This window comes from Paenibacillus sp. FSL R5-0345 (assembly GCF_000758585.1).
GTDB lineage: Bacteria > Bacillota > Bacilli > Paenibacillales > Paenibacillaceae > Paenibacillus_AQ.
In genome coordinates this window covers 2987269-3002684 of the sequence record NZ_CP009281.1, presented here as the reverse complement: position 1 = coordinate 3002684, position 15416 = coordinate 2987269, and the positions used below count along the sequence as shown (strand labels likewise).

The 15416-nt window shown below is 45.5% G+C and carries 13 protein-coding genes and 2 pseudogenes; 4 read left to right on the top strand and 11 right to left on the bottom strand.

Annotated features, from left to right (window positions below; all coding sequences use genetic code 11):
• Positions 1-3 precede the first annotated feature (3 nt).
• Positions 4-144, top strand: a pseudogene (locus R50345_RS31935) (sulfurtransferase); the annotation flags it as partial.
• A 710-nt stretch (positions 145-854) separates the two neighbouring features.
• On the opposite strand, the gene R50345_RS13060 reads toward R50345_RS31935, so the two are convergent.
• Entirely contained in the window at positions 855-1967 is a 1113-nt protein-coding gene (locus R50345_RS13060) for an S-layer homology domain-containing protein (protein WP_042127155.1), read from the bottom strand.
• Between the two features lie 480 nt (positions 1968-2447).
• Between R50345_RS13060 and R50345_RS31300 the strand changes: the two are divergent.
• Positions 2448-2537: pseudogene (locus R50345_RS31300) on the top strand (sulfurtransferase); the annotation flags it as partial.
• Here the strand turns inward: R50345_RS31300 and R50345_RS31295 are convergent.
• Entirely contained in the window at positions 2534-2680 is a 147-nt protein-coding gene (locus tag R50345_RS31295; protein WP_156114792.1) for a hypothetical protein, read from the bottom strand. The pseudogene R50345_RS31300 and the gene R50345_RS31295 overlap by 4 nt on opposite strands.
• 118 nt (positions 2681-2798) lie before the next feature.
• Here R50345_RS31295 and R50345_RS13055 point away from each other — a divergent pair, with 118 nt between their 5' ends.
• Positions 2799-4187, top strand: coding sequence for a cryptochrome/photolyase family protein (locus R50345_RS13055; RefSeq protein WP_042127153.1), 1389 nt, complete (start codon positions 2799-2801; stop codon positions 4185-4187).
• Here the strand turns inward: R50345_RS13055 and R50345_RS13050 are convergent.
• Positions 4182-5192 carry a phosphotransferase enzyme family protein gene (locus R50345_RS13050; RefSeq protein ID WP_042127151.1) on the bottom strand — a complete coding sequence of 337 codons (1011 nt, stop codon included), beginning with the start codon at positions 5190-5192 and terminating at the stop codon, positions 4182-4184. The two genes, R50345_RS13055 and R50345_RS13050, sit on opposite strands and share 6 nt — an antisense overlap.
• 671 nt (positions 5193-5863) lie before the next feature.
• Here R50345_RS13050 and R50345_RS13045 point away from each other — a divergent pair.
• On the top strand, positions 5864-8140 hold the full coding sequence (locus R50345_RS13045; protein WP_042127149.1) for a preprotein translocase subunit SecA: 2277 nt from the start codon (positions 5864-5866) through the stop codon (positions 8138-8140).
• Positions 8141-8163: 23 nt separating this feature from the next.
• Here R50345_RS13045 and R50345_RS13040 read toward each other — a convergent pair whose 3' ends face one another.
• From R50345_RS13040 to R50345_RS13005, 8 genes are all read right to left on the bottom strand, one after another.
• A complete protein-coding gene (locus tag R50345_RS13040; protein WP_042127148.1) occupies positions 8164-8349 on the bottom strand; it encodes a hypothetical protein in 186 nt (61 codons plus the stop codon).
• 116 nt (positions 8350-8465) lie between these two features.
• A complete protein-coding gene (locus R50345_RS13035) occupies positions 8466-9713 on the bottom strand; it encodes an MFS transporter (protein ID WP_042132139.1) in 1248 nt (415 codons plus the stop codon).
• 236 nt (positions 9714-9949) lie between these two features.
• The gene (locus R50345_RS13030; RefSeq protein WP_042127146.1) at positions 9950-10714 is read right to left on the bottom strand and encodes an ABC transporter permease; all 765 of its coding nucleotides are present in this window, start codon (positions 10712-10714) and stop codon (positions 9950-9952) included.
• Positions 10711-11655: a daunorubicin resistance protein DrrA family ABC transporter ATP-binding protein gene (locus tag R50345_RS13025; protein ID WP_042127144.1), complete on the bottom strand. Its 945-nt coding sequence runs from the start codon at positions 11653-11655 to the stop codon at positions 10711-10713. Before R50345_RS13025 ends, R50345_RS13030 begins: the two co-directional genes overlap by 4 nt.
• Before the next feature lie 12 nt (positions 11656-11667).
• Entirely contained in the window at positions 11668-12021 is a 354-nt protein-coding gene (locus R50345_RS13020; RefSeq protein ID WP_170880381.1) for a DUF1048 domain-containing protein, read from the bottom strand.
• Complete coding sequence (locus tag R50345_RS13015; protein ID WP_042127142.1) at positions 12014-12343, bottom strand: PadR family transcriptional regulator; 330 nt, start codon at positions 12341-12343, stop codon at positions 12014-12016. Before R50345_RS13015 ends, R50345_RS13020 begins: the two co-directional genes overlap by 8 nt.
• A 229-nt stretch (positions 12344-12572) precedes the next feature.
• The gene (locus R50345_RS13010) at positions 12573-14810 is read right to left on the bottom strand and encodes a M56 family metallopeptidase (RefSeq protein ID WP_042127140.1); all 2238 of its coding nucleotides are present in this window, start codon (positions 14808-14810) and stop codon (positions 12573-12575) included.
• A 5-nt stretch (positions 14811-14815) separates the two neighbouring features.
• Positions 14816-15193, bottom strand: coding sequence for a BlaI/MecI/CopY family transcriptional regulator (locus tag R50345_RS13005; protein WP_156114790.1), 378 nt, complete (start codon positions 15191-15193; stop codon positions 14816-14818).
• Positions 15194-15416 lie beyond the last annotated feature (223 nt).

Below are 15416 nucleotides of genomic sequence, written 5' to 3'. Positions count from 1 at the left end.
GGGTACTGTGGTTCAGGTGTTAGTGCCTGCCCGAATATGCTCGCGCTCGGAAAAGCTGGGTATAGGAATGTGAAGTTGTACGCGGGTAGTTGGAGTGATTGGATTTCGTATGAGGAGAATCCGGTGGCTACTGGGAAAGACTAAATACGAAGAGCCCGCGTCCTGCACGGGCTCTTCGTGCTGGGATTGTACCTTTGTTGGATTAGTACAGAGTAATGGGAATATTTCCAATAGCGCAGGATTCTACATCGTGGAAAGTATGGCTACCGTTGCTCGGCCAGATGTACGAGTGACTTAGACTTTGCCGATCCTTAAGACGGACGAGTAGGAGTCGTACGGCTTGTTACCGCATGACCATGTAAGCTGAAAAGGCGAGGCTCTTTCTCCCCTTTCCATGGGTATTCATGCACTTCGACTTCTAATTCAGATCTGAGGTAAGAGGTACAAAACTTTCAGATTCTTAGTAAAGTCCCCTTTTTGTATTATGAGATTTAAAGGTGCCCCTAAATGTTTGAACCCATTACAAAATCCATGATTTTTTAATAAATTCACTCAATCAACAAAGAGCTAACTTCAATTTATGTCGGTTATCATTCTTAATAATTTGCATGGTGATCGCAGCGAAAGTCAGACGTTTGTCTGTTGTTATTGTCTTTGGCTTATGAATCACCCCTCTCAAAATGGGTACAAAAAAGCCGCCAAAGGATGGCGGCAACAAACCTATACATAAAATAAGATTTTAAAATCTAAAAATCCAAACGGACAAGATATAGATAAATTTATTTAGTGCATCATTGCTTCGTTTAGACCTTTCGGTGTATCCCGATCAAGAGATAGGACAATTCGGTAATAGCTCATTGTCCGAACACAACGGCATCGATGTTAAACGTCGGTTCAGGCGCTAGTATTGGTTCTTGTGTTGGTTCTTGTGTTGGTTCTTGTGTTGGCTCTTGTGTTGGTTCTTCTGTTGGCTCTTGTGTTGGTCCTTGTGTTGGCTCTTGTGTTGGTCCTTGTGTTGGTTCAGTCGTCGGTGTTGCTGTTGGTTCTTGTGTTGGTGCTGGTGTTGGTGTTGGTTCTTCTGTTGGCTCTTGTGTTGGTCCTTGTGTTGGCTCTTGTGTTGGTCCTTGTGTTGGTTCAGTCGTCGGTGTTGCTGTTGGTTCTTGTGTTGGTGCTGGTGTTGGTGTTGGTTCTGGTGTTGGTTCTGGTGTTGGTTCTGGTGTTGGTTCTGGTGTTGGTGTTGGTGTTGGTGTTGGTGTTGGTGTTGGTGTTGGTGTTGGTGTTGGTGTTGGTGTTGGTGTTGGTGTTGCTGTTGCTGTTGGTGTTGTCAGCGCTACATACTGTTGTTTGGCTTCATACGCTCCTGTAAGGAGCAGATCGCGCGTTGCATTCGTTTTTCCACCGAAAGTTCCATTAGTACCTGCAGGTAACAATTTCAATAATAATGCCTCTGCGACATAACCTTGCGCCCAATTGGATACCGTTACATCGGTTCCTGTTAGGGCTTTTGCCTCTGTATCTTTTCCTAACATTCTAACCAAGAATGTAGCTAATTGTTCTTTTGTCACCTTGCCGGCCGGATCGAATATACCTTCTCCATAGCCATCTGTAATTCCGGATTTTTTAAGTGCTTCTATGTAAGGTAGTGCATATCCATTGGCGGCGTCATCAGCTTTAACGTCTGAGAAACTGGACGTCTTCAACGAAGTCTCGACTTTAAGACCCGTGATCAACGCGGCAACCTTGGCAAACTGTGCACGGTTCATTTCATCTTTTATCCCGAATGTCGTATCGGTTACGCCGTCAAATATACCTGCCGAAATCATGGCATCGAATTTGGCTTTCGTCGCAGCATCCAGATCCTTTAGGTCAGTAAAATCGGCAGAGGTCTTCACCGCCGTTTGCGCAAGGCTAATAGAACTGTTTAAACATAGGATTAAAGCGATCGCAGTACTTACAATTTTCTTCATTTCTTCTACCACTCCCTTTTTTGGACTTATTAGACTCTTAATTCATAATTGCATAATATACCAGAAAAAAGTTTAAATAAAGAAGAAAAAAATTAAACAATAAAAAAATTCATTTTATCTACATTAAAAGGATAAATCAGTATACACTTAATCTTTTTAGAAAATAAATGGTTTCTCTTCAACTTGGCTTGCAGCAAGTCCTTCCCGAACATGTACTCTTTATTGTTCAGTCTGCTTAGCTCATATAAATGCATCGAAACGCCGGGTATCAGAGATTGTGCCTGCCAAAACGAAGCTTCATTTGCCTTGCATGCTCACTATGCACGAAGTTTACTAGATCAGATTTTTACAACTTTCTTCCCCCGCCTGCGGTTGAACATCGTTAGTACCGAAGCATCCATTAGTTGCAGCAAAATCCCAAATGATTCGAAGCCGATTATAAGGCTCGACATGTGTCACGGTCAGAATGAGACCCCCGACAAGAAGACCGGGTACAAAAAAGTTCGACTGTACGCAGGAAGCTGGAGTGATTGGATTTCGTATATCAGGAATCCGATAGCCATTGGTTAAGAATAAACATGAAGAGTCTGCGCTTGGCGCAGGCTTTTTGTGTTTAAGTTATGGTGTATATGCGCATTTTGGGTTATATCCTGCTGGTCCGTCCCTGCTCGAACAGCTCCTGCTACAATTTCCATGGTGGATGCATTGCCCATGAACCGAATCTCCTGACTCCAATTGGTTCACTATAGACAGCTCATCGCCAAAACTTCAAATCTATCGTATTATGGACAGGCGGTTATTCCCTCAGATTACAGAAAGGAAATACTTCTGATGATTCTCTACATTCACCGCAAGGATCTGCGGACTAGCGATCTTCCGGTCTTTGAGGCTATACGTTCTTCTGGCTCTCGCAGCCTTCATCTGTTGATTTTGGAGCCTTTTCTACTGCGAAAACAACGCTATCTTGAGCATAGCGGGGTAAACTTTCTGACGCAGGTCTCAAGACTTCAGCAGGAATACGCCACTGAGGGCAAGCAGCTACATATTCTTTATGGCGAGCCTGATATTATTGTCAAGAGGCTGAGCGAAACCTACCCAATACAGGAATTGATGGTCCATGCCGATTACACCCCTTATGCATTAAAAAGAGACATGAGCCTGCGTGATACATCGGCTGCACTCGGCATCCGTTTCAAAATTTTTCACGACAGCATGCTCTGTGATCTGGAAGATTTCATGGATTGGTGCGGGCGTCGAGAGCCCTTCAAGGTATTCACACCGTTCTACCGCCGCTGGCGCAGCTACTTGGCAGAGCGCTTTCATCCGCCTTATTCTTCGACCTTGGCTGATCTGTCAACGGCTACACTGGACGACAAGATTGCCGAAGATTTCAAGATTCCTGAGGAGATTAAACTTCAGTTTGAAAAGCTAGTGCCTTCAAGAAAGAAGATGGATGTAAACGATACTCTTGAGCAATTTATAGACTTGCATTTACGGGATTATCACGTGAACCGTGACAGGTATGCACAGGAGGGCACCAGCCAGATCAGCCGGTACCTCAATACGGGTACCATTTCAGCACGTACTGTGTATACTCGGCTGGCGGAAGAAGAAACCGGCGGGGAAGAATGGCTGCGACAGCTGGCCTGGCGGGATTTCTATCTGTATCAAGCCCGGCTCGATGCTGATTTCTTCAGCTATGAGAAGGTGTATGATTTGAGCATGCTGGGTACGAAATACTTTGAGGCTTGGTCTTCGGGCAGAACTGGCATTCCTGTAATCGATGCCGCCATGACCCAACTGAACACAACCGGATGGATGCCGAACCGGCTGCGAATGATTACCGCAATGTTTCTCACCAAAAATCTGGGCTGTCCATTTATTTACGGAGAGCGTTACTTCAGGCTGAAGCTGGGCGATTATGATAATGCGCTGAACCGTGGCGGCTGGCTGTGGAGCTCCTCGCTCGGATTCGATGCCTCCCCTTACTTCAGGATCATGAATCCGGTAACCCAGTCCCAGACTCATGACCCGAGCGGAGATTATATACGCACCTGGCTGCCGGAGCTGGCAGTTTTGTCCGATAAAGCTATCCATCTGCCTAGACCATATGCCATCGTTGATCTTAAGCAGTCACGGGCGCTGGCGATTGAGGTGTATAAAGAAATCCTGAACAGCAAGGGAGCGGCGGTTCATCCTAATCACGGAAATGAGCTATAGCCTGCATGCGCTTCCCTGCTCTTCTTGCAATATCACTAGAATTTCTGCTGTTCCTGCAGACAGCTGGACTAAATCTACGGACAGCAGTTTTGTCTGTTCATGAAGTACCCGGGATTCATCGGTACCCTCCAGATAACGGGTGACAAAATGAAGAAAGACATCGATTTTTCTCAGCAGCATCAACACTGGAATCGCGTTAATTTCGGCTGGGGTGAGGCGGATACTACGGCTGAAGCCCCGGCAGAAATCACGAATCATCTTCTTCTCCTCCGCATGCCCAAGCAGTCCGGATAGAATAACCGCTAACTCCATGACCCGCAAATCATATGTACAGAACTCAAAATCAAGCATCGAGGATACCTGCCCCGGGTCTTTTATATTTACCAAAAGATTAGAGGCATTCAAGTCACCGTGTACCAGTTGGTGAGGCAGTCCCTCCAGTTCAGTCAGCGAACCTGTAATATTTCTATAAGCTCTGTAGAGCATCACTAGCTCAGCCCCCAGATCCTTAAAAGGTTCCGGCGGACTCAGGCACAGTTCCCGGATGACCTCTGTACTGCATAACGGATAGGACGACCGCAATTCATAATATGGCCGGTACACCGGAGTAAGGCCGGGATCAATAGCTGACAGCACTTCAGATAAAACACCCGTTACCTCTCCAAAGGATTCTAGGTAAGAAACCTCTTCCTCCACAGGTGATTCTCCATCAATATATCGGAACAAGCAAGCGAATTTACCATTCTCCCCTAACTGAATCATAGTTTCATCGGTAGTTGTTAGAATAGGAACAGGTACTTTGAAAGGTAAAGCTCGTGTTCCAAGTTGCTGAAGCACAGCATGCTCGAATTCAATCTTGTTTCTGTCCTTATGTGTATCATATATGCGAAGGACTGCACATTTACCGCTATTTTCCACAAAATAAGTGGTGTTGTTCCACCCCCCGCTCCGCTTCCGCAGCGTTCCGCTCCATTCCGGCCAGGCTTGACTTACTATAGCTTCCATATCGTATGCCTCCTCTCATCTGTCTATCAACTCATAGGCAATTGTAAAAGCAGCTTATGCGTGTGTCAAATCCCCTAACTCGGATTCAGGAGCCTGCATGTACCTCTTGTACTTTACCTCTATAATGATGCTATTCAATCTCAGTGCAACGGATGGGATTGAATAGGAGTTACCGTTTCCAAACGCTGGCTGCCGGCAAGGTTATATGAACCGGAGCAGAGCATAGTGGAGTTACCGGTTTACGCTTGGTAAACCTGAGGCTGGCGTTATGCCTACAGACTAGAGCATATTCCGGAGGTTGAGATTATCGTATATTGTGGTTCAGGTGTAAGTACTTGCCATAATGTTAATGTGCTAGCGCTAGGAAAAGCCATATATAAGAATGTGAAGTAGTATACGGGACTGGTTGATGAGTAAGATCCCTATTCAGTCTTTTTAGGTTCTTTATTCAACAATCTACAATCAAGAACTCGCAAAAAATAGATCACAGAGTACCTAGAGGTATCCACCCGATAGCAACCGATTTACGTTTTGATAGTCTCTTTCATTTGCCAAAATTGCTTTTAATAGAACATTTTGGTAGATTGAATCCAGGAACTTGTTAAGCGACTGATCAGCGCAAATATTGTGCAAAACTAAGCGTATTGCTATCGAGGGGAGATCAGATTTCTATGAATATAGCCGTCAAATTGATGCAAAAATTCAAAGACCGCGATACCCAGAATAAGCTGAAAGTTTATCAGGACAAAGTGGAGCTCATCAGAAAACGGAATTTGGAAGCATGGGACGATGGGAAGCTTCAAGCGGAATCCCTCCGGCTACAAAAAGAAGCAAAATCAGGTACACCTTTGGATGAGCTGCTTATCGCTGCTTATGCGTTAGTATGTGAGGCAGCGAAGAGAAAGCTTGGATTAAATCCTTACGATGTCCAGATCATGGCTGCCATCGCTCTGCACGAGAGATTCTTGATCGAGCAGCATACCGGTGAAGGAAAAACACTTTCTGCTGTTATGCCTGCATATCTAAATGCACTGACTGGCAAAGGTATTCATGTGCTGACTTTTAACGATTATTTAGCCAAGCGCGATGCGGAATGGATGGGCCCGATCTATCGTTTCCTCGGATTAACGGTAAACTCGGTTCAAGCGGGTATGAGCCTGTCCGAGAAACAGGAAGCATACGCCAAGGATATAACCTATGTTACGGCAAAAGAAGCGGGATTCGATTACTTACGCGATACAATTGCACTAAACGAAGCCGATACCGTGCATCGTCCTTTCCACTACGTCATCGTGGACGAAGCGGATTCGCTGCTTCTCGACGAAGCACGGGTGCCGCTGGTCATCAGCGGAGATATGCCCTCTTCCAGGAGCGATGGCTTTCGTTTCGCAGAAGTGGCTCGGCAGCTTAATAGAGATGAACATTACGACTTCGACGAGTTCCAGCGGAACGTTTACTTAAATGAAACAGGCGCTGCGCATGCGGAATTGATGCTGGGATGCGGCAATTTATACGATAGCCATAACAGTCATTTGCTGACTTCTTTAAATTGCGCGCTGCATGCGGAATCGTTATTAAAGAAAGACATAGATTACATCGTCCGGGACGGAAAAATCGAGCTGATCGAAGAGTATACCGGCCGGGTGGCGGAGAACCGGTATTTGCCGGACGGGCTGCAAGCCGCGCTTACGGCAAAAGAAGGGCTGTACTCCATAGCCGGCGGGAAAATTCTCGGGACGATCACCATTCAACACTTCATTAGCCTGTATCCGCAGATTTGCGGAATGACGGCTACCGCTCATGCTTCCGCAATGGACTTCGAAGATATTTATGCGCTCCAGGTGCTGCAAATTCCACCGAACCGGCCAAACATTCGAATCGACCATCTGCACCGGATTTACACCCATAAAGATGCCAAGCTTAAGGCACTTGTACAAGAAATCTCATCCGTCCATAGGACGGGACGTCCAATTCTCATTGGTACGTCAAGCGTCGAGGAGTCTGCCATGCTGGCCGAGGCGCTAGCGGTTGCAGGCGTATCTTGCCATGTTCTAAATGCGAAAAACGACGCAGAAGAAGCCGACATCATCGCCAAAGCGGGAGAAATCGGTGCAGTGACTGTGTCTACGAATATGGCGGGACGCGGGGTCGACATCCGGCTCGGCGGCGGCGACCCTGCGCAAGCAGAGGTAATCGCCAAGCTGGGCGGGTTGTACGTAATTGCCACCCATGTGAACGAAAGCGTGCGGATCGACGACCAGTTGCGCGGGCGTTCCGGTCGCCAAGGCGACCCGGGAGCTTCCGTTTTTTATGTAAGCTTGGAGGACGAGTTACTGCTTCGCTTCGGCATCCATAAAGCAGTTCGCGCTCCCAGGCAGGATGAGGCTCTTGAAGAGACGGGGCTCAGCAGCAAGATCACAAGTACTCAGCGTATTGTTATGGGCCAAAACTTCGATATCCACAAGGAACTGAACTGTTATTCGGATATGGTGGAGGATCAGAGGCGAATTCTATACGCGGAGCGGCTCCGAATTTTGAAAGGCGAGCAGCCGTTGAGCCCAGCGGAGCAGAGGGTACGGCTTTTTTATATCGACGAATTCTGGGCTGACCATCTTGCATACGTTTCTTATCTTCGCGAAGGCATTCACTTGGAGAGCCTTGCCAGCCGCAATCCAATCGACGAATTTCATGCGCAAATCACTGAAGCCTACGAGCAAATTACTTCTAAAATAGATATCGCGTCGGAAAATATGCTTGAAAAGCTCGGAGGTTCAAATGATCCGGCAGAGTGGGAAAAGTTCGGCCTGAAAAGCCCTGCTTCCACCCGGACTTATATTATCAACGATCAATACCTGCAGAATAAGCGAACCTCATGGACCGGAACTACCGTATTTGCTTATTGGCTTCGCACGGTTGCGAGGCCGATATTCAAGCTGTCAAAATATTGATGCAACGAAGAGGTAGTTAGCCGCTACTCCTCTAGCTCATCCAGCTTTGCTTCCAATTCAGCCAGCCTGCGATTCGCTTGATCCAATATCTCCTGTTGTTCTGCGGCTTTTGCTCGTTTTATTTCTTTTTTGACAGCCTCAATCTGCTGTTCCAAAAAGACGATTTCAGCTTCATTTCCTGAGTTGTTCCAGATCTGTGAATAAGTCATAACCAACCTCCTTTTTCAAATTAAGAGAAGCTTCCACAAAGTTCATTTGAACTTCAGGAGAGCTTCTTTTTTCTCTACACATGGGTCCCAAGTTCACAATTCTAAGCAAAATCCTGCTATTGTGATGTTTCCTTTATTATCGGCATCCCTGCTTCTACCAAACGCTTGTTACGAATGAAGAAAACGGACAATATCACAATAAACAATCCTGTTCCAACAAGAAGCCACTCAATCTCAATTACATCCGCAAGAGGACCAAATATCAGCATTCCGATGGGCATCATGGAAGTCGATATCATACCAAAGACTCCGAATATGCGTCCCATGTAATCCGGATCTACCTTCTCTTGTAGCATTACGGTTGTCGGTGTATTAAAGACGGGCATAGCTACGCCGAAAATAGCCATCATAACCAAGTAGATCCAAAAAACAGGTACAATACCTAAAGCTAACGTGCATACACCCATAATTAAGCTAGCAAAAGTCATCGTATATAATTTGTTTCGAAATCCGCCCCATGAAGCAATAATTGCTCCGCCAGCCATCATACCGATAGAAAAAGCAATTTCAATGGCTGTTAATCGCCAATAATCATCTCCGAAGCTGCGTGTCACTTGTAGCGGTGTTAAAAATGCAGCCGGTGCCATCAATACAAAGAAAAAGGCGAAAAAAATGAAAAAGGTTTTGAGAAAGCTATGGTTTTTAATATAGCTTAAACCCTGTTTAAAATCGTCCAAATAGCTTGTCGTTTGTTTATCCGTCGCTTTTTTATGCAACGGTATTTTCAAAAAGAAAAATAATGTAAAGATCGCTATCGCTGCTGTGATAACATCGATAAAGAAAATGACCTCAATGGTTGCCAATGAAAGCAATGACGCGCTAACGATAGGTGCAACAAACATCATTAGTGCTTGAAGACTTCCGTTAATCCCATTTACTTTCGTCAGCTTATCCTCTGGTACAATTTGAGGTAATATTGCCCCAACCGCAGGCGATTGAACCCCAGCTCCGAGCGCACGAACTGCAGCAATGGCGAACAACAACCATATCTCATCATAACCAAGCAAAAATGTAATGGCTAAAACCAGTGTAACAAAGGCAATCATGGCATCTGCTATCATAATAAGATATTTCCGGTTGAAACGGTCCGCCCATACACCTGCAAACGGTGATAATAAAAAGGTAGGAATGAATCCACAAATAATAAATAATGTCATCATCATACCTGATTTTGTTGTAAGCGTAACGTACCACATAATAGCATATTGAACTAAAGCAGAACCGAATAACGAAAATGTCTGACTACTTAAAAAGATAATTATATCCCGTTTCCAATGTTTTTTGTTTTGTGCTTCGGTTGGTATCACTATAACTTACTCCCCCATTTTAAAAAAATATCATTCATTCCCCATTCGCCTATTAAAATTAATTACCAAATCCGGCACTTCTAATTCTATGTACAAAAATTTTATATAAATCACATTTCTAGAATAGCACAGAAATATTCACCCCACCATTCAGCCAGCACTTTAAAAATAGCCTGTGCACACAAAGAGCCGGTATCCCCCTCTTTCGAGAAGCCACCGGCTCTTTTTTACGTCTATTTCATTCTCCGTTTATACACTCGCATAGCCGTAGCCCAGAAAAACGCAAGTATTGCTAAACTCCATAATACCGCCACAAGCGTAGTTTTATCTGCCGTTCCTCCAAGTAAAAGAGAACGAATGCTCTCGATAAGCGGTGTCATGGGCTGATATTCCGCGAATAAGCGGATAGCCGAAGGCATGCTGTCGGTCGGCGCAAAGGCAGAGCTAACGAATAAAAGCAACATCAAAATGTAAGAAAATACGCCTGCTCCTTCGAATGATTTAGCAAGCAAGCCGAAGGTGACGGCAATCCAAGTAAACGCAAGTACGCTAAGCAATAAAATACCAATGGCTAATGCCCAACCGAGCACATCCGCTTTTGGCCGAAATCCCATTCCGAAGGCAACAAGGAAAATGGCAAGCAATGAAATGACGTTAAAAACTAATGAAGCAACCACATGTCCGCCTAGAATAGAAGCTTTTGCAATCGGCATGGAGTGGAAACGCTCGAAAATGCCTTTCGTGAGATCGTTATTGATACGAAGTGAAGAATAAGCCACGCCACTGGCAATGCAAAAGAGCAATATTCCGGGCACAATATAATTGATATAGCTTACATCACCAGTGTTCATCGCTCCGCCAAAGATGTAAACAAAGAGCAGCATGATCATGATCGGCATGGCGATGACGGTAATAATCGTGTCGATGCTACGTGTGGAATGGCGAATGACACGCCCACTCATGACAGCAGTATCGCTTAGAAAATGAATGAATTTCATCGGGAGTCCTCCTTTTTGCTAGTGACGATCGCGAGAAAGACATCCTCAAGCGAGGGCAGCTTCTGGGCAAACTCAGCAATTTCTATGTCAGCTTCCGCCGCTTTCGTTAGCAGTCGCATCATCTGTCTCGTACTTCCGTCTGTAATGACGGAGAGCGTGAGATTGTTCGAATCTGAGGTCGCGTTAAATTCCTTTAACAGATCTTGTGCTTGATTTAGTGTTGTTTCATTGTCAAATCGAAGCTCGATATGACCCTTAGGCAATCTATTTTTAAGTTCCGCCGGACTGCCGCTTGCCACGATATGACCTTCGTGTAGGATCGCGATTTGATCGGCTAGATGGTCGGCTTCCTCTAAATACTGCGTCGTTAAAAAAACAGTAACACCCGATCTCGCTAGATCCTTGATCATATCCCACATAGCAAGACGGGCTTGCGGGTCAAGTCCGGTGGTTGGTTCATCGAGAAAAATGACCGAAGGGTTACCCAATAAGCTCATGGCCAAATCCAAGCGCCGACACATCCCTCCGGAATAAGTGGAGATTCGGCGATCCGCAGCATCAAGCAAGTCAAAGCGACGCAACAACTCCTCGGCTTGTTTATCAGGGTCGGGCAAATGGCGGAGTTTAGCCATCATTCGCAAGTTCTCGCGGCCAGTCAGGATATAATCTGCGGTGACGCTTTGTCCTGTCAGGCTAATTTCCTTACGTACTTGCTCTGGTTGCTTGGTTACGTCGTCTCCATTAATCTTCGCAATTCCGTTGTCTGGCTGGAGCAGAGTGGAAAGAATTTTGATCATAGTGGTTTTACCCGCACCGTTGGACCCGAGAAGTGCAAAGGTTGAACCTTTCTGCACAGTGAAGTCCACCCCTCGGAGCACTTCCACCTTCTTATAGGATTTCTTCAGGCCTATTACTTCAATTGCCAAATTATTCGATGTCATCCTATTTCCCTCCTATCTGCCTAGTTTTTTATGAATGGACTCATTCATTTTAGCTCGCATTTTCCCTGTCCAAGTCTGAGCAGCAACGCCTTCGAGCAAACCATCGCAAAACGCCATAACATCATTTCCTACGATCTCTAGAACATCTCTGCCTTCGGCAGCTCCCAACTCAAACATGTCAAGTATTTCGGGGAACAGATTGATAACGCTGGAATCGGAAGTTGAAAAGTTCAGCATGTATTGCGATGCGATATTGTAAACTTCACGGTAGTCGTTAGGAAGCGCTTTTGAACGTTTCACGCACTCTTTATACGCTCTTTTTTGATCACGCAAATCTTTATACTTAGTTAATATGGTCTTATACACGGCTATCCTCCTTAAGTTGTGTAAGTCTTGTCGTTACATATCCCCATTTCTCCCAGAACATGGACAGTTCACGCAATCCAGCTTCATTCAGACTATAAAATTTCCTTGGCGGTCCTATTTCGGACGGTTTTTTCTCGGTATCAACGAGTTTATTTTTTTCTAGCCGTATCAAGATGGTGTATACCGTTCCTTCAACAACATCTTCGAAACCGAGCGCATTTAGCGTTTTTACGATTTCGTATCCATAGGTTTCTTTCCGGCTGATGATTTCAAGTACGCAGCCTTCCAAAACTCCTTTCAGCATTTCTGTTAGGTTATCCATTTAAATCCTCCAATGCTACTCTGTATTGCTTAGTACCACTATATAGTATCACCGAGTAGCTGAATTGTAAATAGGAGGAAAAGCGGATTGCTGAAAATAAATACGACAGTAGCAGAGACTGGATTTGGTGTGAGTGGAAAGCATTCGCTTTAAGTCAGTAACAATAAAGAAAGCCCGCGCTGTGCACGGGCTTTCTTTATTGTTACAAGGTTCTTCCACATCGACATAACTATTTATACGGGTCATCAATTTCTTCCCATTGACCGGTGAAGACATCCACTTTTATCGTGAACTCCCTGCCGCCTTGCCTAACATTACTGAACAAATAACCATCTCCAATAAAGCCGGAAATCCAATCGTCATCTATTGGCTCGAAGCCTTCTGTATCAAAGATTGGATGAAGTAACTTATACAGCTCCTTTTTGTATTCCGTACCGTTAGATATGTCCCACAGATCTATCGCTTCTCGATTCACAAGGCTTCTCACTGGACTGCCAGAAGTTGTATCATGAACCGTACCGGTAAGCGGATTAATTTTATAGCTAAGGCCTTCCCCTACGCCATTCGGTGGATCCATAAAATTAATCGTGTATTGATCGCCTTTTTTACCAAAGGTCCAGCCGCTAGCTGGAAGCTTTTTTTCCAACAAGGACTTAATATCCTGTTCACTGAGCGGAGGAGAAATAAACGAGCCATAGTACATCTGTACACTTTCAATGGTCAGTTCCTTGCCGTAAACGACAATAACTTCAAGCGGAAACTCAGAGATCGATGCTGCACCTGCCAAACGAGCTACAATACGGTCCCCTTCCAGCTCATACGAAACTACGGCACCAAATCCAATCTTCTCACCCCAAGCCCCCTCAGTGTAATCATACACTTTAGTCAAATGCTTTCCGTCTAGTTCAGCGGATACGTAGGTATGGTTATTCCGGTGTGTAATGGAAGATTTCAGCCTCCGATTTAGCGTCTCGACCGGGTCCTCTACCACAAGCTCTTCCAGAGTGACAGGCTGGAGCACATGAATCTCACTCATTGAGAGCCCAGTTCCAGTGCCGGTAGTAATACGAATAAAGATTTCTTTAATACCATCCCCGTTAAGATCGGCTTCTTCAATGGAAGGAGGCCGTGTTTCATCTTCACCAGCATTCCACAAAAACGTTCGGTTAAATTCACCGCGTACATCTACCGTGACTTCATGCAAAAGTGCATGCTCAGCCGTGGGCTTTGCAGTTACAGTAATTCCGTTCTTCTCCGCTAATAGCGTTCCTTTGGGATCGATTACAGTTGTATCTTTAGCCTGAGAAGCTGACGGGATAACAACACTCTTCTCCGGGGCTGATGTAGAACTCAGCTTTGCCCCAGTCAAGGTACAGCCACTTAAAACCATAATTACTGCTAACCCTAACACCGTGTTTTGTGCTGTGATCTTTTTATGCCTGGTGATCATGGTTATCCTTCTTTTCATTTCCTTTTTGCTGCTTGAAATGCCGGCTGCACCAGCCACTCGGATGGGATCGGTCAATGTTTCCAATAGTTTAAGAAGAGTCCGTGCGTAGTCTTTGTGGTGCTCCGATGCAAGATGCTTTAAAGCCAGCGCATCACAGGCGACCTCTTGATCTCGTTTCATTTGGCTAACGGCATACCAAAGCAACGGATTGAACCAATGTAGGGCCAGCAGCAGTCCTGTCAGCAGATTCAGCGAAATATCACGACGTTTCACATGCGCCAGCTCATGCAGAAATATATGACGCAGCTCATTTGCCTCCAGCGTGTTCAACATAGCTGTCGGCAGCAGCAGCTTGGGGCGCATAACACCAAGTAGTGTGGGCACAGCAATCTGCTTTGTCTCAACCAGCTTCACTGAGCGCCTTACCTTCATCTCTCGTTTGCACATTTCGAATAACCGCAGGATATCTGCGGAACGGATCTCCGGTTCCCCTCGAACCCGTGCCGTGAATCGCAGCTGTTCACGAACCGACAGACTTATCATTACCACGGCTCCGCTAAGCCATATCAGAACCAGTAAATGTATCGACGTCCAGCCTGCATTTGATGTCTCAGAAGGAGCGTAGATTTCCGTAGTCACAGGTGTCATACTCTCCGATTTCTCAGCTTGCTTTGAAGTTCCTGTTCCTGTTTTTTCAGCGACCGTGGTTGAGTCCACCTCTTGAGTATTCATCCCGGACACAGGTAAATCACCTACATTCGTCTGCACAGAAGGAATATAGAAAGTCTGAGCTGATTCTGTCTCCAGCGGCAACAAATTAAAAATGCTGAATGCACTTTCCGGTGTCCAAGGGACGGCTAACCTCACGATCAGCGGTATCCACAGAAGATACGTCCAGGTCGGTTTCAATCGATTCTTGAACAAGAAACGGGTTACCAGGATCAGCAACACCAGGACGCTCGCCATAGCGGATAGTGACAATATCTTAACGAACAGATTGTATGCAGCTTCCAGCAAGCGACTCAGTCCTTTCGCTCATCCAAAATTCTCTTCAATTCTTCAATATCTTCTCGGGACAGCTTCTCATCCTGTAAAAAGTTGACTAGCATCGGACGCAGCGTTCCACCGTAAATCCGCTTCAGAAAAGATTGTGTTTCCGATTGGACACATTCCTCTTCCCGCACCAGAGGATAATACGAATACACCCTTCCTGTCTGGTTGTAACCGATAGCCCCTTTCTCCGTCAGACGCTTTATCAACGTCCGCACCGTTTTTGGGTTCCAGTCCCGGCTGCCCTCCAAAGCTTCAACAATCTCTCCTGCTGTGCGCGGGGCTCCAGTCCACAGCACCTTCATTACTTCCCACTCGGCATCCGAGATTTTTGGAATTTCCGTAGACATCATCCTATCCGCCTTTCTTTCTACCGTATGACTACACTTGTAATCCAATGTCAAAAATATACAAGTAAGTCTCGTTTATGTCAACCTTAAAAAGTCACGAGAGGGACACTTCCCGTTCGAACAGCTGTGATTCGCTTGATCCATAGTGCAGAACATAATATTAGGGGAAATAATTGTGAATATCCTCTTTTTATAGTTTAAATTAAGGTTGGCCCCTTCACTG